The sequence below is a fragment of the Methylobacterium sp. J-030 genome (assembly GCF_022829545.1).
In the GTDB taxonomy this organism is placed as follows: domain Bacteria; phylum Pseudomonadota; class Alphaproteobacteria; order Rhizobiales; family Beijerinckiaceae; genus Methylobacterium.
The window spans coordinates 19,920-43,324 of sequence record NZ_JAKSYM010000297.1 but is presented as its reverse complement, the minus strand read 5'-3'; the positions used below and the strand labels follow the sequence as shown (position 1 = coordinate 43,324).

General features: G+C 70.7%; 20 protein-coding genes and 1 pseudogene. 10 read left to right on the top strand and 11 right to left on the bottom strand.

Translation table 11 applies throughout. The annotated features are described in order from the left end of the window. Positions 1–81 precede the first annotated feature (81 nt). A complete protein-coding gene (locus MKK75_RS22310; RefSeq protein ID WP_244044703.1) occupies positions 82–1,578 on the bottom strand; it encodes an ATP-binding protein in 1,497 nt (498 codons plus the stop codon). 157 nt (positions 1,579–1,735) lie between these two features. Here MKK75_RS22310 and MKK75_RS22305 point away from each other — a divergent pair, with 157 nt between their 5' ends. From MKK75_RS22305 to dksA, 4 genes are all read left to right on the top strand, one after another. Continuing rightward, positions 1,736–2,983 (top strand): Hsp70 family protein, encoded by a 1,248-nt coding sequence (locus MKK75_RS22305; protein WP_244044702.1) that lies wholly within the window; start codon positions 1,736–1,738, stop codon positions 2,981–2,983. A 332-nt stretch (positions 2,984–3,315) separates the two neighbouring features. Beyond that, positions 3,316–4,689 carry an MBOAT family O-acyltransferase gene (locus MKK75_RS22300; RefSeq protein WP_244044701.1) on the top strand — a complete coding sequence of 458 codons (1,374 nt, stop codon included), beginning with the start codon at positions 3,316–3,318 and terminating at the stop codon, positions 4,687–4,689. A 2-nt stretch (positions 4,690–4,691) separates the two neighbouring features. Then, a complete protein-coding gene (locus MKK75_RS22295; RefSeq protein ID WP_244044700.1) occupies positions 4,692–5,708 on the top strand; it encodes a hypothetical protein in 1,017 nt (338 codons plus the stop codon). A 174-nt stretch (positions 5,709–5,882) separates the two neighbouring features. Next, complete coding sequence (dksA, locus tag MKK75_RS22290; RefSeq protein ID WP_010683819.1) at positions 5,883–6,302, top strand: RNA polymerase-binding protein DksA; 420 nt, start codon at positions 5,883–5,885, stop codon at positions 6,300–6,302. A gap of 386 nt (positions 6,303–6,688) precedes the next feature. Here the strand turns inward: dksA and MKK75_RS22285 are convergent, their stop codons facing one another. Genes MKK75_RS22285 through MKK75_RS22275 form a run of 3 tightly spaced genes read right to left on the bottom strand, consistent with a single transcriptional unit; the run spans position 6,689 to position 9,916 of the window. Further along, positions 6,689–8,419 carry a TadE/TadG family type IV pilus assembly protein gene (locus MKK75_RS22285; RefSeq protein ID WP_244044699.1) on the bottom strand — a complete coding sequence of 577 codons (1,731 nt, stop codon included), beginning with the start codon at positions 8,417–8,419 and terminating at the stop codon, positions 6,689–6,691. Then, a complete protein-coding gene (locus MKK75_RS22280) occupies positions 8,403–9,050 on the bottom strand; it encodes a TadE/TadG family type IV pilus assembly protein (RefSeq protein ID WP_244044698.1) in 648 nt (215 codons plus the stop codon). The genes MKK75_RS22285 and MKK75_RS22280 overlap by 17 nt, the downstream gene beginning before the upstream one ends. Continuing rightward, entirely contained in the window at positions 9,044–9,916 is an 873-nt protein-coding gene (locus MKK75_RS22275; RefSeq protein ID WP_244044697.1) for a TadE/TadG family type IV pilus assembly protein, read from the bottom strand. The genes MKK75_RS22280 and MKK75_RS22275 overlap by 7 nt, the downstream gene beginning before the upstream one ends. Here MKK75_RS22275 and MKK75_RS22270 point away from each other — a divergent pair. Both MKK75_RS22270 and MKK75_RS22265 read left to right on the top strand, forming a co-directional pair. Next, positions 9,882–10,295 (top strand): hypothetical protein, encoded by a 414-nt coding sequence (locus MKK75_RS22270; protein ID WP_244044696.1) that lies wholly within the window; start codon positions 9,882–9,884, stop codon positions 10,293–10,295. The genes MKK75_RS22275 and MKK75_RS22270 overlap by 35 nt on opposite strands. Beyond that, on the top strand, positions 10,295–10,765 hold the full coding sequence (locus MKK75_RS22265) for a hypothetical protein (protein WP_244044695.1): 471 nt from the start codon (positions 10,295–10,297) through the stop codon (positions 10,763–10,765). Before MKK75_RS22270 ends, MKK75_RS22265 begins: the two co-directional genes overlap by 1 nt. 3 nt (positions 10,766–10,768) lie before the next feature. Here the strand turns inward: MKK75_RS22265 and MKK75_RS22260 are convergent, their stop codons facing one another. Next, entirely contained in the window at positions 10,769–12,046 is a 1,278-nt protein-coding gene (locus MKK75_RS22260) for an NAD(P)/FAD-dependent oxidoreductase (RefSeq protein ID WP_244044694.1), read from the bottom strand. 148 nt (positions 12,047–12,194) lie between these two features. Here MKK75_RS22260 and gltX point away from each other — a divergent pair, with 148 nt between their 5' ends. Together gltX and MKK75_RS22250 are read left to right on the top strand one after the other, a co-directional pair. Continuing rightward, positions 12,195–13,535 (top strand): glutamate--tRNA ligase, encoded by a 1,341-nt coding sequence (gltX, locus tag MKK75_RS22255; RefSeq protein ID WP_244044693.1) that lies wholly within the window; start codon positions 12,195–12,197, stop codon positions 13,533–13,535. A gap of 42 nt (positions 13,536–13,577) precedes the next feature. After that, positions 13,578–13,787, top strand: a complete 210-nt coding sequence (locus MKK75_RS22250; protein WP_244044692.1) for a hypothetical protein — start codon at positions 13,578–13,580, stop codon at positions 13,785–13,787. Here MKK75_RS22250 and MKK75_RS22245 read toward each other — a convergent pair. The 5 genes and pseudogenes from MKK75_RS22245 to MKK75_RS22225 all read right to left on the bottom strand — a co-directional run bounded on the left by MKK75_RS22245 (position 13,784) and on the right by MKK75_RS22225 (position 20,648). Next, positions 13,784–15,070, bottom strand: a pseudogene (locus MKK75_RS22245) (hemolysin family protein). The gene MKK75_RS22250 and the pseudogene MKK75_RS22245 sit on opposite strands and share 4 nt — an antisense overlap. Before the next feature lie 107 nt (positions 15,071–15,177). Continuing rightward, positions 15,178–15,942: a class I SAM-dependent methyltransferase gene (locus MKK75_RS22240; RefSeq protein ID WP_244044691.1), complete on the bottom strand. Its 765-nt coding sequence runs from the start codon at positions 15,940–15,942 to the stop codon at positions 15,178–15,180. 309 nt (positions 15,943–16,251) lie between these two features. Continuing rightward, entirely contained in the window at positions 16,252–17,460 is a 1,209-nt protein-coding gene (locus tag MKK75_RS22235; protein WP_244044690.1) for an MFS transporter, read from the bottom strand. Between the two features lie 92 nt (positions 17,461–17,552). After that, a complete protein-coding gene (locus MKK75_RS36420; RefSeq protein WP_244044689.1) occupies positions 17,553–19,520 on the bottom strand; it encodes an OmpA family protein in 1,968 nt (655 codons plus the stop codon). Between the two features lie 66 nt (positions 19,521–19,586). Continuing rightward, on the bottom strand, positions 19,587–20,648 hold the full coding sequence (locus tag MKK75_RS22225; RefSeq protein WP_244044688.1) for a DUF2865 domain-containing protein: 1,062 nt from the start codon (positions 20,646–20,648) through the stop codon (positions 19,587–19,589). A gap of 158 nt (positions 20,649–20,806) precedes the next feature. On the opposite strand from MKK75_RS22225, the gene MKK75_RS22220 reads away from it, so the two are divergent. Continuing rightward, positions 20,807–21,319, top strand: coding sequence for a CreA family protein (locus MKK75_RS22220; RefSeq protein WP_244044687.1), 513 nt, complete (start codon positions 20,807–20,809; stop codon positions 21,317–21,319). A 15-nt stretch (positions 21,320–21,334) separates the two neighbouring features. Here MKK75_RS22220 and MKK75_RS22215 read toward each other — a convergent pair whose 3' ends face one another. Continuing rightward, positions 21,335–21,682 carry a hypothetical protein gene (locus MKK75_RS22215; RefSeq protein WP_244044686.1) on the bottom strand — a complete coding sequence of 116 codons (348 nt, stop codon included), beginning with the start codon at positions 21,680–21,682 and terminating at the stop codon, positions 21,335–21,337. Positions 21,683–21,969: 287 nt separating this feature from the next. On the opposite strand from MKK75_RS22215, the gene cysS reads away from it, so the two are divergent. After that, positions 21,970–23,364: a cysteine--tRNA ligase gene (gene cysS / locus MKK75_RS22210; RefSeq protein WP_244044685.1), complete on the top strand. Its 1,395-nt coding sequence runs from the start codon at positions 21,970–21,972 to the stop codon at positions 23,362–23,364. Positions 23,365–23,405: the final 41 nt, after the last annotated feature.

Here is a 23,405-nt window from a genome sequence, read left to right as displayed (position 1 = left end):
TATCGAACAGCTCGGACCGCTGCCGGTCTGCATTGCAACAGACGGCGTTAAGGTGCGATCCTTCGGAAGACCGTGATCCGCCTAGCCGATCCGCCTGCGGAGACCGCCCGCTGCCGGAGGAACTCCACCGGGGCCGGTCTCGACGCCGAGATCCGGCACCGCGATGATCGGCGCGCCGCGCAGGTCCTTGCGGGTCACGATCGCACCGCGTTCCTCCAGGTAGGCCAGCATCCGCCGCGCTCTGCCGCCCGAGCTGGTGCCGTAGGCCTCGGCCAGCACGGCGTCGGTGGGGCAGGGCGCGCCCTCGATCGCCGCCCGGGCCACCACCAGGAACAGCCCGGCGAGGTCGTCCGGCAATCCGGCCGCGATGCCTTGCGCGCGCGCCCAGCCCGAATCGTCGGCGACCGCGCCGCCGGCCTCAGCCCGGGCAACGGCTAGGCGGCGCTTGAACTCGGGCAGACCCATCGTGTCGCCCCGCAGCCGCCGGATGCGGCACCGGACCGTGAAATCCTGATAGAGCGTCGCGGGCGTGCAGGCGGCGGCATCCGCATCCGCCAGGACCGAGGCCAGCACCTCTGCGAGCGCCGCCTCCCGCGCTTCCGGGTCCATCGGTTCCTCGTCAAGCTCCTCGGCGGGGGTGGGTGGCCGGTAATTCGCGAGCTGCACCAGCACGTCCGGGACCGGCGCGGGACGCGGCTTCGGGCGGGGCGCGAGCGGCACCGCGCTCTCCTCCGGGCTCGCCGTGAGGATGAGCGAGCGGGCATCCTCCATTGCCACCGGCAGGGGGACCAGCACCGGCGAGGAACTGCGGCTGACCGTGACGGTCGGCCCGACCGCGATCGTGAGCGGCCGACGCGACAGGGCCGGGCCGAGCGCCACGAAATGCCCGCGCGGCAGATCGCGGAACGTCTCGGCCTGACGGCGTTCGAGCCCGAGGAGATCGGCGGCGCGCGCCATGTCGATATCGAGAAAGGTCCGGCCCATCAGGAAGTTCGAGGCCTCGGCCGCGACGTTCTTGGCGAGCTTGGCGAGCCGCTGCGTGGCGATGATGCCCGCGAGCCCGCGCTTGCGGCCGCGGCACATCAGGTTGGTCATCGCGCCGAGCGACAGGCGCCGTGCCTCGTCCGAGACCTCCCCGGCCGCGGCCGGCGCGAAGAGCTGCGCCTCGTCCACCGCCACCAGCATCGGATACCAATGGTCGCGGTCGGCGTCGAACAGGCCGCCGAGGAACGCGGCTGCGGCGCGCATCTGCCCGTCCGCGTCGAGCGTCTCGAGCGACAGCACCACCGAGACGCGGTGGGTGCGGACCCGGGCGGCGATCCGCTGCAGGGCGACATCGTCGCCGTCCGCCTCCACCACCACGTGGCCGTAGCGATCGGCGAGGCTCACGAAATCGCCCTCGGGATCGATGATCGCCTGCTGGACGAGGCCGGCGCTCTGCTCCAGCAGGCGGCGGAGCAGGTGCGACTTGCCGGAGCCCGAATTGCCCTGGACCAGCAGCCGCGTGGCGAGCAGTTCGGTGAGGTCGAGGAGCGCGGGGCACTCGCCGGTCAGGCCGAGATCGATGTCGGATCGCATGGCGCCTTAGTAGCACGCCGCCGGGCGACGCGAGCCTCCGCGGACGCGCTGTCCACGCTTCCCGTCAGACCTGCCGCGCGGCTTCCGGCCTGGACCCGAACGCCGCGGCCCTGTACGGCCACGCCCCCGCCCCAAGCGAAACCGGACCCACGACACGATGGCGGCCTGCGGCCTCGATTTCGGCACATCGAACACCACCCTCGGGCATCTCGGCCCGGAGGGCCCGACCCTGCTGCCGCTGGAGGGGGCGCACCGGACGATCCCGAGCGCGATCTTCTTCGAGCTCGGCCGGGAGCCGCTGATCGGTCGGGCGGCCACGGCCGCCTACGTCGAGGGCCGATCCGGGCGGCTGATGCGCGGCCTGAAATCCGTGCTCGGCACGCCGCTGATGGACGAGACGACCCCGGTCGGCCGTCAGCGCCTGCGGCTGCGCGACGTGATCGCCCGCTATCTCGCGGAGGTGAAGGCGCGGGCCGAGGCGGCCAGCGGCACCGCGCTGGACAGCGTGGTTCACGGCCGCCCGGTTCATTTCGTCGATGGCGACCCGGAGGCCGACCGCCGGGCCGAGGACACGCTCCGGGCGATCGCCCGCGATGTCGGTTTCCGGGAGGTCTGGTTCCAGTACGAGCCGATCGCCGCCGCCCTCGACTACGAGCGGCAGGTCCAGTCCGAAGAAATCGCCCTGGTGGCCGATATCGGCGGCGGCACCTCGGACTTCTCGATCGTGCGCCTGTCGCCGGAACGGCGGGGGAAGCCCGACCGGGCCGGCGATATCCTGGCCAATGACGGCGTGCGCATCGGCGGAACCGATTTCGACCGGCAGCTCAGCCTCGGCACGGTGATGCCGCTGCTGGGCCTCGGCAGCCCGATGCGCCGGGGCGACCTCGCCGTGCCGAACGCCTATTACCACGACCTCGCGACCTGGTCGGCGATCAACCGCCTCTACAATCCGAAGTGTCTGCGCGAGATCGACGAAGTGATCCGGGATTGCGCTCGGCCCGAACTGGTCCAGCGGCTGCACGCCGTGGTGGAGGGCGAGCGCGGCCACGCCCTCGCGGGGGCGGTGGAGGGCGCCAAGATCGCGGCGTCCGAGCGGGGCGACACGGAACTCGATCTCGGCCTGATCGAGCGCGGATTGGCGGCGCGCCTCGATCGCGGGACGCTGGCCGATCAGACGGGCGATCTCGCCCGTGCAGTGGCGGCCCGGATCACGCGCTGCCTCGCCCAGGCCGAGCTGGCGGCGGAGCGGATCGACGCCCTGTTCCTCACCGGTGGCTCCACCGGCATGCCGCATCTGCGCGCCGCGCTGACCGCGGCCCTGCCGTCCGCCCGGGTCGTGGAGGGCGATATCTTCGGCTCGGTGGGGCTCGGGCTGACCATCGAGGCGGCCCGGCGTGGGGGGTGAGCCGCCCGCTCGACGGCTCGGCCGTTCTTACGGGCGGAGCGAAGCCATCGCGGCGACCCGGCTGTGCACCGTCCTTTTCCCGGGCGCATGCAGCGCAAGCGGAATACGACCCGGGATCCGGCACGAGACCGTCGCGAGGCGTCCACCTGTGCCACTGACCCGGCGCTCCGTGTGCTGGAGCCCGGCTCGCCCGACAACGGCCGCGTTCAGATTTCGGATGGCCTGAGGACCGGGCGCGAGCCGCCGATTGACGGGCCGGCCGCGATCCCCGACAAGGCGGCCCGATTCCGATCGGAGACATTGGCGGCCCATCCGGTTCGCCGCCTCGCCCGATGCTGTTCAACTCCTTCGTCTTCCTCCTGGCCTTCCTCCCGGCCGCGCTGATCCTGCACGCCCTCGTGGCGCGGGCCGCGCCGGGCTGGCGGCTGCCGCTCCTCGTCGGCCTGTCCTTCGTGTTCTACGGCTGGTGGGACATCCGCTTCGTGCCGCTGCTCGCCGGCTCGATCCTCGCGAACTGGTGCGCGGCGCGCCTCTACCGGCGGTGGCCCGGCCGCTGGCTGATCCCGGCGGCCATCGGCGCCAACCTCGCGCTCCTCGGCGTGTTCAAATACCTCGATTTCTTCGCCGATCTCGCCAACCTGATCCCGGGCCTCGCGGCGCCGCGGCTCGGGCTCGCCCTGCCGCTCGGCATCTCGTTCTTCACCTTCCACCACATCATGTATCTCGCCGACCTGCGGGCCGGCCGGGCGCCGGGCTTCGGGCTCGTGAAGTACGCCCTCTACATCGCCTTCTTTCCGCAGGTTCTCGCCGGCCCGCTGGTGCGCTGGAGCGAGATCATGCACCAGTTCGACGCGGAGCCCTACGCGCGCCCCGACGCCGCCGAGCGCTTCAGCCGCGGCCTGATGCTGCTGGCGGTCGGCCTCGCCAAGAAGGTGTTCCTCGGCGATCCGCTCGCGGCCTACGTGAACCCCGTGTTCCAGGCGGCGGCCACCGGCAAAACCGTCACCGTGGTCGAGGCGTGGCAGGCGACGCTCGGCTTCACCTTCCAGATCTATTTCGATTTCTCCGGCTACACCGACATGGCGCTCGGCATCGCGCTGCTGTTCGGCCTCGTGCTGCCGCAGAACTTCGACGCGCCCTACCGCGCCACCTCGCTGCGCGACTTCTGGCGACGCTGGCACATGACCCTGTCGCGCTTCCTGCGCGACTACCTCTACATCCCGATGGGCGGGAACCGGCACGGGCTGCCGCGGCAAGTCGGGGCGCTCGCCGCCACCATGACGCTGGGCGGCCTGTGGCACGGAGCGGGCCCGACCTTCCTGGCCTGGGGGGCGCTGCACGGGATCGGCCTCGGTGCCGGCGTGCTCGGGCGGAAGGTGCGAATCGCGATCCCGGCGCCGGTCGGCTGGCTGCTGACCAGCCTGTTCGTGGTGCTGACCTGGGTCCTGTTCCGGGCCACGAGCTTCGAGGCCGCGCTCATCGTGTTCAAGGGCCTGTTCGGGTTCGCGCCGAAGGGCGCGGGCTTCAAGTGGCGCACGATCGCGATCGCCGCCCTCGTGGCCACGGTCGGACCGACCGCCTGGGAGGCGGTCCACCGGCTGCCGCCGCGGCGCTGGCTCGCCTTCGGCTTCGCGCTCCTGTTCGTCCTCGTCCTGCTGAAGATCGGCGACGATGCGAACTACGAGTTCATCTACTTCCAGTTCTGAGGATGGCGACGATCCCCCGCAGCACGGACCGGGACTGGCGCGGCTTCGCCCGATCCCTGCTGCTGTCCGTCGTGGGCATCTTCGCGGCCTATCTGGCGCTCGCGGTGCTGGTCGATCCCTACGATACCGGCCGCTCGACGCTGCTGTCGCGGGGCGCCGTCCGACCGCAGGGCCCGCGTACGGCCTCGGCCATGCGCGGGCGCGATCCGGCCTTCACCGGCGCGGTGATCGGCAATTCGCACATCCAGCTGATCGAGCCGGCGGCGCTGACCCGGCTCACCGGCATTCCGTTCGTCCAGCTCTCGGTGCCGGCGACCGGCCCGATGGAGCAGTTCGCGATCCTCGCCTGGTATCTCCAGCACCACGCCCACCCCGCCGCGCTCGTGCTCTCGGCCGATGCTTTCTGGTGCGCGGACGATCCCGCTTTCCCGAGCGAGCACGCGTTTCCCGAATGGCTGCTCGGCGACTGGCCCGACTATCTCAAGGGTCTCATCCGTTTCCCGGCCGCGCAGGAGACGGTCAACCGTCTGGGCTGGCTGCTGAATCCGCGTCGCAAGACGGCTCCGGCCGATGGCTGGTGGGATTACGAGCGCAACTATCTCGGCCAGGGCTTCGGCATCGAACCCGCGAAGAAAGCGGCCTTGGAGAAGCCGGTGAGTTCAGCACCGGAACCGCATCACGGCGGCCCGTTCCCGATCGCCGACCGGCTGCGGGCCGAACTCGCACGCGTCCCCGCGCGGACGCCGGTGGTGGTCGTCTTCCCCCCGGTCTATGCGCGGTCCGAACCGCCGGTCGGAAGCCCCCGGGCGACCGCTGAATCAGCCTGCCGAGCCGCTGTCCGCCGCGCGCTGGCGACGCATCCGCTGAGCACGGTGGTGGATTGGCGCGACGGGCGCCCCGAGGGGGCCGATCCCGACCTGTTCTTCGACCAGACCCATTACAGGCTGCCCCTGGCCCGCAGCCTCACGACGGAGATCGCCGCCGCGATTGTTCGCCTGCGGACAGGAATGACAGAGTAAAAGGTCTGTACCGTGACCGGATTGCCGCACGCGGCGGTACAGTGGCCACGCCTTCCGGCCCTCGTTCCTGCGTGCGTTGTCGCGATAGATCGCCTCGACTATACGGCACCTCACGTTATCGCCGCGCACCGGCCATCCCCTGGTGGGCGGGTTACGATCCAGCGAGGGTGACGCATGGCGAAGGTGACGCTGGAGGATGGCTACGTCCCTTCCGACGACGAGCCCTTCATGAATGATCGGCAGCGCGAATATTTCCGGCGCAAGCTGCTGAGCTGGAAGAACGACATCCTGCGCGAGGCGCAGGATACCCTGGTCGCGCTCCAGAGCGAGAACGAGAACCACCCCGACCTCGCCGACCGGGCCTCGTCCGAGACCGACCGGGCGATCGAGTTGCGGGCGCGGGACCGCCAGCGCAAGCTCACCGGCAAGATCGACGCCGCGCTCGCCCGGCTGGAGGACGGCTCCTACGGTTTCTGCGAGGAGACCGGCGAGCCGATCTCCCTGCGCCGCCTCGATGCGCGGCCGATCGCCACCCTGTCGCTGGAAGCCCAGGAGCGGCACGAGCGGCGGGAGCGGGTCTATCGGGACGATTGATACGTCGTCCGTTCGCAGTACGGCTCGCAGCGGGTCGGCGTCGCGCGGGATCTGTTCGGTCACGCGTGGGGCGGACCGTCCCACAGGCCTGCTTCCAAGCGGGCTGTGGTAGCCACGCACCGGTCTGAGCAAGGCGCCCTTCCGGTCAACGATCCGTCAGGAACCGCGGTCGAGAGCGAGCCTGACGCCCTGCCCACGCTCTGCGGGCCTCCGGCGGTACAGGCCCGCGGTCTCGGCGGGCGCACCCATCGGCTCGAAGGGTCTGTCGCGCTCCGGGATGAGCGGCGCGCCTCGATCCGAGTCGCCTGAAGCCCGCGGTGCGGGGCGGGAGAAAAGCAGGTCCGTGCGCTGCCCATTCTCCAAAGGAGACGCGCGAATCCGATCGCCTACTGCGTCAGCCGCAGCGCACCGATGCTCGACTGGATTTTCTGGAAGGCCGCGATCAGGTCGTTGGACGTGTTGGCGATGAAGGCCTGGCTCGCCGACGAGGCGCAGTTCTTCAGGAGCGTCTGACCGGCCGAGTCGATCGGATCGGATGGGATGCTGAACCCGATCGTGTAAATCGAGATATTGGCCGCCTTCGCGTTGGCGCAGGCCGTCGCGGTGAGCGCGTCGAGAGCGTTTCGCGCGCTGTTGGTATCCGAGACGTTCTGGTAGGGCGCCGGCGGCATCCGCGGATTGGCGCTCGTCTGGTTGGCGTTCTGGAAATAACCGGCGGCGAAATACAGCGATCCGGTCGGCGCGTTCGGATTGGCCGTCCAGCTGTTGGTGCCGTCGGTCATCAGGATGATGATCTTGTTGATCGCGGAGGCGTTGGATGAACTGGCAGCCGTCGTATAATCGGCGGGCGGGCTCGTGGCCGGGTTGATGGATGCGTAGGCGCTCGAGAACACGCTTTTCGGCGAGAGCGTCCGCCACCCCCACATGATCCCCTCGAAGATGTTGGTCGAGCCCAGCGGCGCCATGTTGCCGATGAGGGTCTTGAGCGCGGTCTGATCGGTCGTCAGCGGCAGGAGCGGCTGCGTCGTACAGCCGAAGTTCGGGCCGTTCGGGATCCCGACGTAATTGCTGGTCGTGGCGTTGAGCGGGATCACGTACTTGCAGGCCCGGCCCAGCGAAGCATCGTACGAGAGGCTCTTGTTGATTGGGCACGAGCCGACATTGGTACTGGTATCGTCGTCGATGTAGCTGTTGTACGAGTAATACGTGCCAGTGCTGTCACTGTAACCGCGATACGAGTTGCTGGCGTCGCCCGGCTCGTCCGGCGCGAATAGCGGGACGTAGTAGGAGTCCCTGTTGCCCGACGTCGGGGCGCTGTCCTGGGTGTTCAACGGATAAGGCAGCGATTCCAGGCATCCGCCCCAGCCCCAGCTGCTGAAGCCGCTGCTGTTCTTGAGCTTCGTGAAGATGTCGAACCGGCTCGTAAAATTGGATCCGCTCGGCGCGAGGACGTTGGTCCAGTGCAGGCTCGATTGCCCGTTCTGATCGATCCAGCCGGCGTACCGGTAGGTCGTCGGATTCACCGCCACGGCGCCGGCGAAGGGCACGATCGAGATCCGGGTCGCGCTGCTGAAGGAGCTGTTCGTGTAGACGTAGTTGACGAAGTTCGTGGCCGCCTGCTGCACCGCCTGCAGTTTCGATTGGCCGCCGCTCGATTCGGCCATCGAGCCCGTATTGTCGAGCACCAGCGCGATCTCGAAGGTCTTGGGGATCGGCGTCGCGCATTGCGAGGTGGCGCCCGGGTTGATGCGAGCGGTGCCGGTCAGCTTGCCGAAGAAGGTCGTCGACACCTTGTGCGCCGTGAGCGTGATCTGGCGCGGGTTGCTGGTGATGGCCAGCGGGTCGACCACGAGGTTCGTCGTCCCCATGGCACCGCTCATGGTGGTCTGGGCCAGGGTGTTAAGGTCCGCCGAGCTCGTGGTCGATGGCGTCTGGCAGAGCAGCAGCGCCGTGGAGTCGGTCGCGGCCTGGAGCTTCGTTTCCAGCCGGGTCGCGAAGCCGTAGTCGATGGCCGCTCCGCCCAGCATGAGCATCGGCACGCTGACAAAGGCGAACAGGAGCGCGACGTTACCGCGACGATCGCGCAGCAGGCGGGTGCCGTTACGGAGTCGTGCCATCACACGCCTTCGCGGTCGTGCCGGGCAGCACCACTTCGGTGTAGATGTTGTTCCCGTAGGTTGTCCCGCCCCGGGTCGGCCAGGGGGCGACGCTGGAGAAGGTGATCGTACTGCTCACGCCCTTGGCGAGCTTCACCAGGGCACTCCCGATCATCGGCGTGTAGGTGATGCTGACCTCGGCCAGCACGTAGCGCATGCCGACGGTCTGATAGCCGGGCGGCACGGTGAGGCTGCTGGCGAGACCGGTGCTGCGGGCCACGGCATTGCCGCTGGCATAGCTGGAGCAGACGGTCGGGATCTGGGTCGCGCCCGTGAGGCCGACGCCCATCGCGCTGATCACGATCTTGGCGTTCGCGGCGTTGAACGGGCGCATCACCGTCGTGGCCGAGGCGAGGATGTCGGTCATCAACGTCGTGCTCATCGGATTCTTGGTATCGCCCTGCGCGGTCAGGTCGGCGACCGTGCGGGCGAGGAGCGTCAGCTTGCGCCACTCGTCGATGGCATGCGCCAGTTCCGTCATGCCGGCCCAGATCGCCAGCAGGACCGGCAGGATGACGGCGAACTCGACCGCGGCCGTGGCGCGGCGGTCGCGCCGCAGGTGCTTCGCTCTGCGGACGAGGCGCTTCAGCACGGGCTCGCCCCGTTCGTCTGGTAGGGCTCCGTCCGGAACACCGCGGTCGAGACCAGCAGGCTCGATCCCGCGCCGCTGCCGGTCGTGAACTGACGGGTGTTGAGGCCCATGAGATTGAAGAAGGTCGGGAACTGCACGGCCGCGGTGACGATCACGATCGTGCCCGGCGCGGCGCAGGCGTAGTTCGTCCCGAAGGTGGTGTTCCACGTCCCGGTCGCGGTGTTGACCGGGGTCGACGGGGACGCGCTCGAGAACGTGCTGGCGGTCGCGACGTCGATCTTGACGGCCTGACAATTGAAGATGTTGACGATGGTGGCGTTAGCCGGCCCGCACATCGTTGTCTTCAGGGCCGCCAGGAGCTTGGACGCGTCGGTCTGGCCCGTATTCGCCTGCTGGAACTGGCCGGTGAAGATCGTGCGGACGGCATTCTGCAGGGCGCGATCGAAGTTCTGCGTCGCCCAGATCTGGAATGCCACCTGGAAGATGGCGCCGCACAATGCGAGGAACGGCAGGCTCACCATGGCGAATTCCACCGCCGCGGCCCCATCGGCGTCGCCGCGCAGGCGTGCCAGATGACAACCGAACGTTCTGTATCTGCCGAGAAACGTTGGTGCCTGGTCCGTCATCCTGGGTAAATTACGTTGATAATACCCTCTATAAGTTGCGTAGAAGCGAGCTTTTACCAAAGACTTAATCGGCTCGCTCGAACCGATCCGGTCCGAGGCTTGTCCCGCCTTCATATCGATCACGACCGGGGGGGCGAACCGCGAGCGCGATTGACGCACCGGCGCTTTGCACCACTTCCACGAGTAGGCTTGGCCGGAGACCCCGATGAAACTCTTTCTGACCGCGATCGTGGCAGGCACGATCGCGGCGCTCGCGCTGTCAGGCTGCGACGGGGCGAAGCCGGGTCCTGCCGGCCCACCCGGACCGAAGGGCGATCAGGGACCGGCCGGGCCACAGGGGCCCGCCGGACTCAACGGGGCGACGGGCGAACGCGGCCCTACCGGCGAACGGGGTCCCGCGGGTCCCGCGGGGCCGGCAGGGCCGGCCGTCAACAGCCAGATCCGGTTGGACGTGGCCTGCCGCCGCGACGAGGTGTTGATCGGCGCCTATTGCCGGGGCATGGCGGTGCTGCCGTCCGTGACCGTCACGGACGGCGTCGCCACGGTCGGCTGCCTCGACATGACCGCGAAGGCCGCCAAAAATGCCGAACCCGTCGCGGTCTGCATGAAGAAGCCGTGATGCGCGCCCACGTCCCAGCCATCCTGGCCACGCTGGTCTCCACCGCGGCCTGCGCGCAATCGGTCGTGCCGAGCGAGCGCGCGGCCATCGACCTCGTGCGCGAGCGCCGTACCGCCGCCTTCGCCACCGTGGCTCAGACGCTGTCCTACGCCGAGCGCGTGACCGGCGGCGCCTTCAAGCTGGGCGGCTACCGGGTCGACTATCGCCCGGAGGCCCCCTTCGCCCGCGTGCGGATCTGCTACCGCCTCGGGATCGATCCGCCGACCTGCGGGCTGGATTACCGGGTGGCGGTCAATCCGGCCCATGTCGAGCCGTCCGACCGCTACGACGGCCTCACCCGCGACCTCGAACACGGTCCGCGGGCCTTCCTGCGGGCACTCGCCCGCGACGTGGATCTCCAGCGCCAGCCCGCGATTCTCCGAAAGATCCAGGCTGCGCTCGACCCCTACAATCCCTACGACTGGCGCTGAGCGTCAGAGCAGGCGCGGCCAGCGCAGCAGCCGCTCCGGTGCGAAGGCCGCCACCGGCACCCTCGGGGCTTGGCCGGTGGCGAGGTCGGCCACGATCTCGCCGGTGATCGGGCCGGTCGAGAGGCCGATATGGCCGTGGCCGAAGGCGAAGACCAATCCGTCGTGCCGCGGCGCCTGGCCGATCACCGGCATCCCGTCCGGCGTCGAGGGGCGGGAGCCGAGCCAGGGCGCGTTGTCGAGGGGGCCGCCCAGCCGCAGGGTTCCGGCGGCCTCGCGGGAGGCCGCCTCGATCTGCGTATGGTCGGGGGCGGCGTGCCGGGCGTTGAGTTCCACGCCCGACAGCACCCGGACCCGATGCTCGCCCATCGGCGAGAGGATCGACCCAGCGCCCGTGTCGAGCACCGGCCGGGTCAGCGGCGGACTGTCCGGATGCAGGGCGTAGTGGCGGTGGTAGCCGCGCTCGGCCGCCACCGCGAAGCGGTAGCCGAGCGTCCGCGCGAGTGCCCCCGAGGCGGCGCCCGCCGCGAGCACCACCTGCCGCGCCCGGACCGTGCCGGCCTCCAGATCGACCCGCCATCCGCCGGCATCCGGCGCCAGCCGCGCGACGCTGCCGCGCAGGCGGCGTCCGCCGAGCCCCGAGAACAGCGCCTCGCAGGCCTCGATCAGCCGGCCGGGCTCGCGCACCGAGCCGGTCTCGGTCAGTAGCATCGCCTTCGCGTAGGGCCGTATCAAGGCCGGCTCCAGATCGCGCAGGGCCGCCGTATCGAGGATCTCGAAGGCGACGCCGTGCCCGGCCAGGATCTCGCGCTCCAGGGCGGCGGACGCGAAGGCGGCTTCGGAGCGGTAGGCCTTCAGCCAGCCGGTCCGCTGCAGTCGGTCGCCCGTCCCCGCCCGGGCGGCGAGGCGTTCGTGAGCCGGGTAGGCGGCGCTCGTCAGCGGCAGCAGCGCCTCGGCGGCCCGGCGCCAGCGGGCGGCGCGGGCGCTCGCCAGGAAATGCGCCGCGTAGGGCAGGATCCGCGGCAGGTGCGCGTAGTTCAGGCGCAGGCCCCGGTCGGCGTTGCGCAGATAGGCCGGGAGCTTGCCCCACAGGGCCGGGCTCGACATCGGCAGGATCGAGCCGCGGCTGACCACGCCGGCATTGCCGTAGGAGGTCCGGGCCCGGGCCTCGCCGGGATCGCACAGGACCACGTCGAGGCCGCGATCCTTCAGCGCGATCGCGCTGGCGAGGCCGACCATCCCGCCGCCAATCACCACGATGTCGGCCGTCTCGTCCGTCGCCATTGCGCCCCGTCCCGCGTCAAGCGGAGCCTTGTGACGGGTTTTCACGACCCTGGGTAGCCGCTCGACCGCAGGCCGCCATGAGCCGGGCGGGGGGCCGAACCCCGGAAGTCCTGCACCACCGGGCCGAAGATCGGGTATGGAGCGGATCATGACCCTCGTCCGCTTCGCCCCGTCGCCGACCGGCTACCTCCATATCGGCAACGCCCGGCCGGCGCTGCTGAACGCGCTGTTCGCCCGCCGGACCGGCGGGCGCTTCCTCCTGCGCCTCGACGACACGGACGCGGAACGCTCGACGGCGGCGTTTGCCGAAGCGATCCGGGAGGATCTGGCGTGGCTCGGGATCGAGCCCGACCTGTTTGCCCGGCAGAGCGACCGGAAGGCGCAGCACGATGCCGCCGCCGATCGCCTGCGCGCGGCCGGGCGGCTCTATCCCTGCTACGAGACCCAGGAGGAACTGGAACGCCGCCGCCGGCGCCAGCTCGGCCGCGGTCAGCCGCCGATCTACGACCGGGCGGGGCTCAAGCTCACCGATGAGGAGCGCGCCGCCCTGGAGGCAGAGGGACGCCGGCCGCACTGGCGCTTCCTCCTGGAAGCCCGCACCGTGACCTGGGACGACCTCGTCCGCGGGCCGGCCCATGTCGACTGCGCGTCCCTGTCCGATCCCGTGGTGATCCGCGCCGACGGCAGCTACCTCTACACGCTGCCCTCCGTGGTGGACGACGCCGATCTCGGCATCACCCACGTGATCCGGGGCGAGGACCACGTGACCAACACCGGCGTGCAGGTGCAGATCTTCGAGGCGCTCGGCGCTGCAGTGCCGGTGTTCGGCCACCACAACCTGCTCACGACCGCGGACGGGGAGGGGCTGTCGAAGCGGCTCGGCCACCTGTCGCTGCGCGGCCTGCGCGAGGCCGGCTACGAGCCCGCCGCCGTGCGCTCACTCGCGGTGCTCACCGGTTCGGCCGAAGCCGTGCGGGCCGTGCCCGACCTCGATACGCTGGCCGGCCTGATCGACCTCGCCGAGATCTCCCGGGCGCCGGCCCGGTTCGATACGGCGGAACTCGACGGTCTCAACGCGCGCCTCGTTCACGCCATGCCGTATTCCGAGGTGGCCGACCGGCTGGCGCAGCTCGGGACCCCGGCGGAGCGCGCGGAGGCGTTCTGGCTGACGGTGCGGGCCAATCTCACCCGGGTCCCGGAGGCGGCCGCGTGGTGGCGGGTCGTCGCCGGCCCGGTGGAGCCGGTGCTGACCGAGCCGGCCGTGATTGCGGCCGCCCGGGAAACCCTGCCGCCGGAGCCTTTCGGCCCCGAGACGTGGAAGGCCTGGACGACCGAGATCCGTACCCGCACCGGGGCCAAGGGCCGGAGCCTGTTCATGCCGCTCCGGCTCGCCCTCACAGGGCTGGAGCATGGGCCTGATCTCGCCGGCCTGCTGCCGCTGATCGGGCGGGAGCAAGCGGCGCGGCGGCTCGCGGGTGAGGCGGCGTGATGGCGAACCAGTCCATATCGGTCGCCGAGCTGCCGGGCCGACGTGCCGGCCAAGCCCGCCAGCCTGTGCGAGGGAGCCGACCGCAACAGAGGTGCGATCATCGGCGAGGCGGTCGCCGGATGCGTTGATTACGAGCTGGCGTTTACCGCGCAGATCGAGGAGGGCCTGACCGCCTCGCGCGCCGGCCGCGTCGTCCTCCCTGACGCGGTGATGCGGAAGGATCGCAACCTCACTGAGAGCGGCCGGATCTAAGCTGACTCAGCCTCTTGCAATCGCGTCGCCAAGAGCTTGTCGACGCGCCGCCCATCGAGATCCACCACCTCGAACCGCCAGCCCGCGATCTCGCAGGTCTCGCCCGTCTCAGGCAGGCGCTGGAGCGTGGCGATGACGAGGCCGGCCGCGGTGGCGTAGTCGCGCGAGGGCGGGAGCCTTAAACCCAGCTGGTCGGCCAGCTCGTCGGCCGGCATCGAGCCGGCGATCAGCCAGGACCCGTCCGGGCGGCGCACCGCGTCCGGTTCGGCCTGTTCCGAGGGGAACGCGCCCGCGATGGCGTCGAGGATGTCGGCGGGCGTCACCAGTCCGTCGAAATGGCCGTACTCGTCGTGGACCAGTGCCATCGGTACCCGGGCGTTGCGCAGGACATTGAGCGCATCGAGGGCATCGAGCGTGTCCGGCAGCACCGGAGCCGGCCGCAGATGCGCACGCAGGTCGAGCGGTTCGCCCCGCGACAGGGGCCCGATCAGGTCGCGCACCTGCAGCACGCCGATCATTGCGTCGGGGCCGCCATCGGCGACCGGCAGCCGGGCATGGGGGCTCGCGAGGATCCGGGCTCGGACGGTCTCCGGATCGTCAGCGAGGTCGATCCAGGCCACGTCGGTGCGCGGGGTCATGATGCCGCGCACCAGCCGGTCGCCGAGCCGCAGCACGCCGGAGATCATCGCCCGCTCGCCGCCCTCGATCACGCCGGCCGTCTCCGCCTCGGCCACCAGACTGCGGATCTCCTCCTCGGTGACCGCGCTGGCGCTCTCAGTCTCCTAGCCGATCAGGCGGAACACGGCCCGGGTCGAGGCATCGAGCAGGTAGACGGCCGGCAGCGCCGCCTTCGAAACCACGCGCATGCCGGGGGCCACCGCGCAGGCGATCCGCTCGGGATTGCGCAGGGCGAGGTGCTTTGGCACCAGCTCGCCGATGATCACCGACAGGTAGGTGATCACCCCGATCACGAGGCTGTAGCCCAGCGTGTCGGCCCAGCCCCGCGGCAGGCCGAGGTCGATCAGGATCAGGGCCAGCCGGTCACCGAGCGCCGCGCCCGAGACCACGCCCGACAGGATACCGATCAGCGTGATGCCGATCTGTACGGTTGACAGGAAGCGCCCCGGCTCCTCGGCGAGCGTCAGCGCGGCTTTCGCGCCGGGGCGGCGCGCGTCGGCCAGCGCGCGCAGCCGGCTCTTGCGCGCGGAGACGAGGGCCAGCTCCGAGAGGGAGAACACACCGTTCAGCACGATCAGCAGGACGACGGTGGCGAGCTCGATCAGGCCGTATCATCGAGCCAGCTCCCCGCCGGGCGGGGTCGGCTCCCTCTGGTTGCGCGGTTCCGCAAGATGGGAGCCCGGCGCCCCTACCGCAACGGCCAAGCCCCGGTTCAGCGCGGGCGCGCCTCGATCAGCACGGAATCGAGCAGGAAGCTGCCGTCCGACTCGATCTGGAAATGCGCCGTGACCTCGGCGGCGGCCGAGGCCTGAAGCGCCCGGATCGCCGCGACCTGGGTCGGCGGCGTGCGCATGCGGGCGATCCAGCTCGCGAACTCCATGCGCGGTCGGCTCGCCAGCACGGCGCCGGGCGCGAAGCCGGCCGTCTTCAGCATGGCGCGCCATTCCGTGAGCCGGTAGTCGCGCACGTGTGAGGGATCGCGCAGCAGTTCCACCGCCTGGAGATGCGTGTCGAGCAGCGGATCCTCGGGGGCCACCACGTCGCAGGCGACGAGCAGACCCTCGGGCTTCAGAACCCGCCGGGCCTCCGCGAGGGCGGCCGGCACGTCGCGCCAGTGATGAGCGCTGAACCGGGTCAGCACCGCGTCGAAGCGCGCATCCGGGAAGGGCATCGCCTCGGCCGCACCCTGGAGGGTCTCGATGTTGTCGAGCCCGCGCAGGGCTGCTTCCGCAGACACCGCGGCCAGCATCTCGGCCGACAGATCATAGGCGGTGACCGCCGCGCCGGCCGTCGCCGCGGCGAAGGCGACATGGCCGCCGCAACCGAGATCGAGCACCTTCGCCCCCGGCAACGCCCGGATCAGGACGGCGATCCGGTCGAGATCGGCGCCCCCGGCATGGACCGCGCTCGCCACGTAGGCGGCGGCCTGCGCACCGAACTGGTCGACGACGTGGCTGGCGTGGCTGCGCCCGCTCATGAATGTGGCTCTCGATTCGGATGCTTGGGCCGGGGAATCTCGCCGGGACGATGCCGCGCGCCGTCGCGATCCGCAATCGTCCATGCCCGACAATCCGGGACGGTGCGCTCCTCACGCGAGCGCCCGTTCCCGATCCCGTCGACCGTGCGGAACGCGACCGATGAGGATGCCCGCCCCAGGCTCGCCATGGACAGGCATGGTCGCCACGTCGGCACCTCGGCGTCGCGGGATGGCAGACATTGGCAAGGCTTGCCAATAGAACCGCAGTCCAGCAGGCGGATACGCGCGACAGCCGCAGATCTGCGAGGGTTACGTCGTCAGCGGCGCCAGTCGTGCCAGCCGCAGCGCCACGGCCAGCGCCAGCCCGTAGAGCGCACCCACGAACAGCACCACGCCGGTCCACCCGGAATGGGCGAAGAACCAGCCGCCGGCGGTACCGAGCACCGAGGAACCGAGATAGTACAGGCACAGGTAGATCGAGGAGGCCTGCGCCCGGTCGCGCCGTGCCCGCCGGCCGACCCAACTGCTCGCCACGGAGTGCGCGCCGAAGAAACCCACCGTCGTCACCACGATCCCGAAGACGATCACCAGGATGTGGTCGGACAGGGTCATGAGGATCCCGGCGAGTCCGAGGCCGGTGGCGAGCCACAGCACCCGCCTCCGGCCGAAGCGGCTGGCGAGTTCGCCGGCCACGGGGCTGCTCACCATCCCGGCGAGATAGACGGAAAAGATCAGGCCGATCACCGTCTGGCTCAGCGAGAAGGGCGGATCGAGCAGCCGGAAGCCGATGTAGTTGTAGATGCAGACGAAGCCGCCCATCAGCAGGAACGCCTCGACGAACAGCCATGGTAGGCCGGCATCGCGGAAATGGTGGCCGAAGCTGCCCGGCACCTCGCGCCACGCCATGCGGCGCGCCACGAAGCTGCGCGAGGGCGGCAGCCAGCGCCAGAACGCGAAGGCCGCGGCCAGGGCCAGCACGCCGATGGTGGCGAGCCCGATCCGCCAGCCGACATGATCGGCCATGACGCCGCTGATGAGGCGCCCCGACATGCCGCCCAGCGCGTTGCCGCCGACCAGCAGTCCCATCGACAGGCCGATGGCCTGCGCATCCATCTCCTCCGCCAGATAGGCCATGGCGACGGCGGGCAACCCGCTCGCCGTCAGACCGGTCAGCGCGCGCAGCACCAGGAAGCCGTGCCAGCCGGGAACCAGCGCGGCCACGATGGTGAGCAGCGCGGAGGCCAGCAGCGAGGCCAGCATCACGGGTTTGCGGCCCCACACCTCCGACAGCGGGCTGACGACGAGGAGCGCCAGAGCCAGCAGGCCGCAGGGCAACGACAGCGCCAGGCTGCTCTCGGCCGGGGAGACCGAAAAATCGTCGGCATAGATCGGGAGCAGGGGCTGGACCGCATAGAGCACCGCGAAAGTCGAGAACCCGGCGGCCGCGAGCGCCAGCGCCGTGCGGCGGAAGACGGGTGTCCCCGACCGGATCAGCCGCCCGTCCGCTTCGCTGTCCATGCCCGTTCCATACTGCCTTCGAATCGGTGCCGGGTCGCCGGCGCCCCGCCGTCAACGACCGCGCGGGGCGCAGGCCTGCGCGGCCGATGGGCTCACCGCGGCCGCGGCGGCGCGGCTTGGCCGCCCTGATCCTGCCCCTGCTGCAGCAGCGGCGTGATCCGCTGGACGACGACGCGGCGGTTCTCCCGCGACGGCCCTTGCGTGTTCACCTTGAGGTACTGCTCGCCATAGCCCTGGGTCGTCAGATTCTCCGGCGGCACCTGGAATTGCTGCGTGAGGACGGTCGCGACCGACTGGGCACGCCGGTCCGACAGGGAGAGGTTGTCGATGGCCGAGCCGACCGCGTCCGTGAAGCCCTCGATCAGGAACACCTCCCGCGGGTTGGCCCGTATGGACCGGTTCATCGCGGCGGCGATCACGGAGAGCTTCGACGCCTGATCCGGCGTGACCGTGAACGAGCCTGTGTCGAAGGTGATCGTATTGATGTCGACCGAGCGCATCCGGGCGCGGAGGTCGGGGCTGTAGCGGATCTGATCGAGCGTGTAGCGGCGATCGACGGCGACCACCGGCGGTGCCGTCAGCGCCTCGTAGATCTCGCCTTCGTCCGCCTGCGCATAATCGACGATATAGCGATCGCGCGGGATCCGGATGTCCGGGGGCGGCAGCACCACCACGTCCTCGTAGATCGGACGCAGCGGGCCCGCGTAGCCGTTGTCAATCAGCACCAGCTCACGCCCGTCGCGGTAGCGGAGGTAGCGGCGCAGCAGACGTCCGTCGTCGTCGGTCACGGTGACGACCTGCTCGCCGCCGGGCCGATCGATCGTGCTGTAGAAGTCGGTGCCCTGCCGCTCGAAGCGGTAGCCCCGCGGATCGAGGTCGCGGAAGCGCTCGTTCTCGTCGTGGCGGATCAGGTAGCTGTCCCGGTCGCGTACGATGATGCGCCCCGGCTCGCGATAGTAGGTGCGGCCGTCCGCGTTGAACTCGCGGCGGTCGCTGCGAACCGCCTCGAACGTGCGCGCCGCATCGTCCTGCCGGAAGCCGCCAGCGACGTAGCCCGGCTGACCCGGTGCGTTGAATCCGCCCCCGCCGACCGCGCCCGCCGGGGCAGCCGCTTGGCCGGGGGGCTGGAACGGACGCCCTGGGATCCCGGGTGCCATGTTGGGCGGCAAGGCGCGGCTCGGCGCCGCGCCGGGGCCGGCATTCGGCTGCGGTCGGCCATCGGGCTGGACGTCCTGACGCTGAACCGGCCGTCCCGGAACGCCGGGAGCCATGTTGGGCGGCGCGGGGCGGTTCGGATCCCCACCCGGACCGGCATTCGGCCGGGGCCGGTCGGCGGGCTGAACGTCCTGACGCTGAACGTCTTGCCGCTGCGGATCCTGCCGTTGAACCGGGCGTCCGGGTGCTCCCGGCGCCGTGTCGGGCGGCGCGGGCCGGCCCGGCTCGCCAGCCGGGCCAGCGCCCGGAGGCGGCCGGTTGTCGGGCCGCGGGCTGGACCGATCCGGCCCGCCTTGTGGCGCTCTCGGGCGATCCGTGTCGGGCGCCCGGCGATCACGATCGGGCGCCTGTTGCGGCGGGGGGGGAGCCGATGGCCGTTCGTTGCCCGGCCGGGGCTGGGCACCGGGACCGCCGTTCCGATCCGGCGCGGGCCGATCCGGCTGACGGTCCTCGCGTTCGGGCTGATGCTCCTGTCGCCGCTCAGGCGCCGGTGGTCGCGCGGCCGGCGGTTCGGGACGCCGCTCGGGGGCACGGTCCCGCTGGGGCGGCTCCGCCGGGCGTGGCGCCGGGGGCTCCGGACGTTCCCGCGGCGGCGGGGCGGCGTGTTCCGGGCGCGGCTCCGGCCGCTCGCGTCCGGCCGGCGCCCCGGAGGGCGGGCCGGGATGTTCCTGCGGCGGACGCTCCGGGCGCGGGCCGCCGTGCGGCGGCTCGCCGCCCCGGGGACCGCGCTCCTCAGGCCCGCCCTGGGCCAGCAGGATCCGACCCGGCGCCGCGTCGGCCGCCTGAAGGAAGGTCAGGGTCGGAAGGACGGTGCCAGTCAGGAGGAGCAGTCGCAGGAGCGGCATCGAAGCCTCGTATCGGGTCAGGCCGAGCCGAACACGGGGCGCCGTGATTGGTTCCGTGCGGGCGCGCTAGGGCGTGAGGCGCTGAGGCACTGCGATCACGTTCGGCGCGATGATGCGAACGGCCACATGGTCCGGCCTGGCGGGGCTGGCCGGCGGACCGGGGGATTCCGAGCCATCCTTGCCCGCCTCGGCGTCGCCCTTCGTCCCGAGTCCGGCGCGTCCGGCCGCGTCGGCGGCCAGTTCCGCCGCGGTCCGGTCCGCCCGGCCGACCAGCGTCAGCCTGACCTTCGGGCGGGACAGCGCTTCGGCCTGCATCGGCGTCACGAAGATGTCGCCCTTGTGCCGGACCAGCATGCTCTCGGCTTTGACCAGCGACTGCGCCCAGGTCTTGCCCTCGGGCTTGCAGGAGCAGTTCGGGACGAATTCCTTGCGGAACTTGAACGCGCTGGCGAGGCTCGTATAGGCGCGGCTGCCCTTCACCGTGGCGGCGTGCTTCAGGGCGTCGTCGCCGTAGGGCATGGAATACGCCTGGGCCTCGGTGCCGGGGCAGAGCGCCTGGCACATCTCGTCCGCGCCGCCGCGGCCTTCGGGCAGGTTGCGCAGCGGGAAGAAGCCGCCGTCGCAGGTCCGCACGCAGACCATCTGCGGGCCGCCCCGGGCATAGGATTCGCCGCTCGCCGCGTAGGTTTCCCGCGCCGTGCAGGTCGAGGCAACGAGGCTCTGCAATTCGCGTCGCCGCGTCCCGTTGTCGTCGAGCGCCGCGCCGCCATAGGTCGCCTTCAGGGCGCGGATCCGCTGCTCGACGGCACCACATTGCGGCGGGCGCGTATCGAAGAACAGGAACTTTTCCGTGCAGTTGAGGCCGCGGTAATACGCCTCGAGCCGCCCGATCTCGTCGTTGAGCGCCCGCGTCGTGCTGGCGCCGTTCTGAAGAGACGCGAGTTCCGCCCGGTAGCGACGGCACTGGGGCGAGGGCCCCTGCGGCGCGGGCCGCGCTTCGGCGGCCTGCGGGTCCGCCGGTGTCTCCTGCGCGGTGGCCTGGCCGAGGAGGGCGTGGCACAGCCCGAGGGCGAGGACCGCGCTCAGGATGACGCGGCCGAGCGAACGGACGATCGGACGATGAGGCATACGATGCATCGTGGTGACCGGGCACGCTCCGTTCCGAAGACGCCGGGCGGCGTGCGTCCGCGCTTCGGGGCCGAAACACGACGATCCTACGCCCCCTCGCAGGACGGCGACACCCCTCCTACATCCCATCGACAAGCTTGAGGGGGAATTGGCCAGCGATGTGGTTTCGGAGTCTCACCTATGTTGGCGCTCTGGCGCTTGGTCTGGCCGCAGCCGGACCCGCGGCCGCTCAGGAGCCGGATCGGATATTCGACAAGTCGACGGTCTGGCGCCCGCTGACACCCAACGACAAGCTGGTCGTCTACGGCATCGACGATCCGGCGGTGGCAGGCGTCGCGTGCTGGTACACGCAGCCCGAGAAGGGCGGGATCAAGGGCACGCTGGGTCTGGCCGAGGATGTCTCGGACATCTCGCTGGCTTGCCGCCAGACCGGGCCGGTGGCCTTCAAGGGCAAGCTGAGCCAGGGCGAGGTGGTGTTCAGCGAGCGGCGCTCGCTGATCTTCAAGTCGATGCAGATCGTGCGCGGCTGCGACGCACGGCGCAATACGCTGATCTACATGGTGTATTCTGACAAGGTCATCCAGGGTTCGCCGAAGAACTCGACCTCGGCGGTGCCGCTCGCCCCCTGGGGCACGGAGCCGGCGCCGAAATGCGCCGATGCCATGAAGTAGGGCAGGCCCGGGCGATCAATCCTGGCAGGTGATCCGGATCGGCCGCTCCGTCGGGGCCGGGACCGGCTGGCTGATCGCGCCGGTATACTCGTCGGCCGCGGCGACACCGTAGGCGTTGGCGGCCGCATACCCTTGCGCCTCGCACCACGCGTTGGCGACGACCTGGCCGCAGCTGCTGCCCGGCGTCGTCAGGCACTCGCCGACGCCGTAGCCGTCGCTCGACGGGATCAGGAAGGTCTTCTCCACGTGGCTCGGCGCCTGCGCGGGGGTCTCGCCGTCGCTGCCCGCGAGCGCCGCGTGCGCGAGGCCGGCGGTGGCAAGGGCGGTGGCGAGGGCGAGGATACCGGTGGACGAGCGTCGCATCGAGGGTCCTTGAGCACAGGAACTGCGGCGTGAGGTTCGTGGCCCGGACGGTCCGACGGCGCGGTTAAGGAAGCCTTACCCGCGCAGCGCGAGGGCCTTCTCGAATTCCTCACGCTTTTGGGTTAGCCCCATCGTGCGGGCCGCGCCGTCGCGGCGATGCAACACGGTGCCGTGGCGGCGCCGGCGGCCTTGCCACGTTTCGGCCGTTCTCGGCCGCGGGCGCCCCGCAGGCTCTCGCGGGCGGGCGCGTTTCGCCGGCGGCGGCGCCGGGAGGAGGGTTACGTTTCATGGCGCCGATGTTGCGGCTCTACAACACACTGACCGGCGCCAAGGAGACCTTCGCGCCGATCGATCCGGCGCATGTCCGTGTCTACGCCTGCGGCCCCACCGTCTACGACGCCGCCCATATCGGCAACGCTCGGCCGATCATCGTCTTCGACCTGCTGTTCCGGCTGCTGCGCCACCTCTACGGGCCGGCGCACGTCACCTACGCGCGCAACGTCACGGACGTGGACGACAAGATCAACGCCCGCGCCGCCGAGCGCGGCATCACCATCCGCGAACTCACCGACGGGACGCTGGCCCAGTTCCACCGCGACGTGCGCGATCTCGGCGTGCTGATGCCGGAGGACGTGAACGTGGCGGGCGGGCGCCCCCGTTTCGTCGAGCCCCGCGCGACCGATCACATCGCCGAGATGGTCGCGATGATCGAGGCGCTGGTCCGCTCCGGGCATGCCTACGTGGCGGAGGGCCATGTCCTGTTCGACGTGCCGTCGATGAAGGATTACGGCGGCCTGTCGAAGCGCCCCCTCGACGAGATGGAGGCCGGCGCGCGGGTGGAGGTCGCCCCCTACAAGCGCTCGCCCCTCGATTTCGTGCTGTGGAAGCCCTCGAAGCCCGGCGAGCCGTCCTGGCCGTCGCCCGCGAAGATCGCGGAGCCGGGCCGTCCGGGCTGGCACATCGAGTGCTCGGCCATGTCGGCCAAGCACCTCGGGCAGACCTTCGATATCCACGCGGGCGGCATCGACCTGATTTTTCCGCATCACGAGAACGAGGTGGCGCAGACCCGCTGCTGCTTCGGCACGCCCGTGATGGCCAATGTCTGGCTGCACAACGGCTTCCTCCAGGTGGAGGGGGAGAAGATGTCGAAGTCGCTCGGCAACTTCATCACCATCCGCGACGTGCTGAAGGACTGGCCGGGGGAGGTGGTGCGGCTCACCATGCTCAAGACGCATTACCGGCAGCCGATCGACTGGACGCTGCGTGGGCTGGAGGAGTCGAGCCGCGTGCTCGACCGCTGGTACAACGTCGCTGGGGACGAGCCGGCGGCGCGTGACATCCCCGGCGCGGTCGTCGAGGCCTTGTGTGACGACCTGAACACGCCCGCGGCGATCAACGAGCTGCACCGGCTCGGTGCCGCGGAGCCGCAAGCTGCGGCCTTGCGGGCCGGGGCGAACCTGCTCGGACTTCTCGCGCGCACCCGAAGCGAGCGCGAGACTGCGCAGGTCGCGGCCTCGGGCGTCGACGTCGCGGCGGTCGAGGCGCTGATCGCCGAACGGCGCGCGGCCCGAACCGCCAAGGACTGGGCGGCTTCCGACAGGGCGCGCGACGCGCTCGCCGCGATGGGCGTTGCCGTCAAGGACAACAAGGACGGGACGACCACCTGGACGGTAGCGCGCTGACGATCGAGTTGCGTCCTCTCGCCCGCTTGCGCCGGATGCCG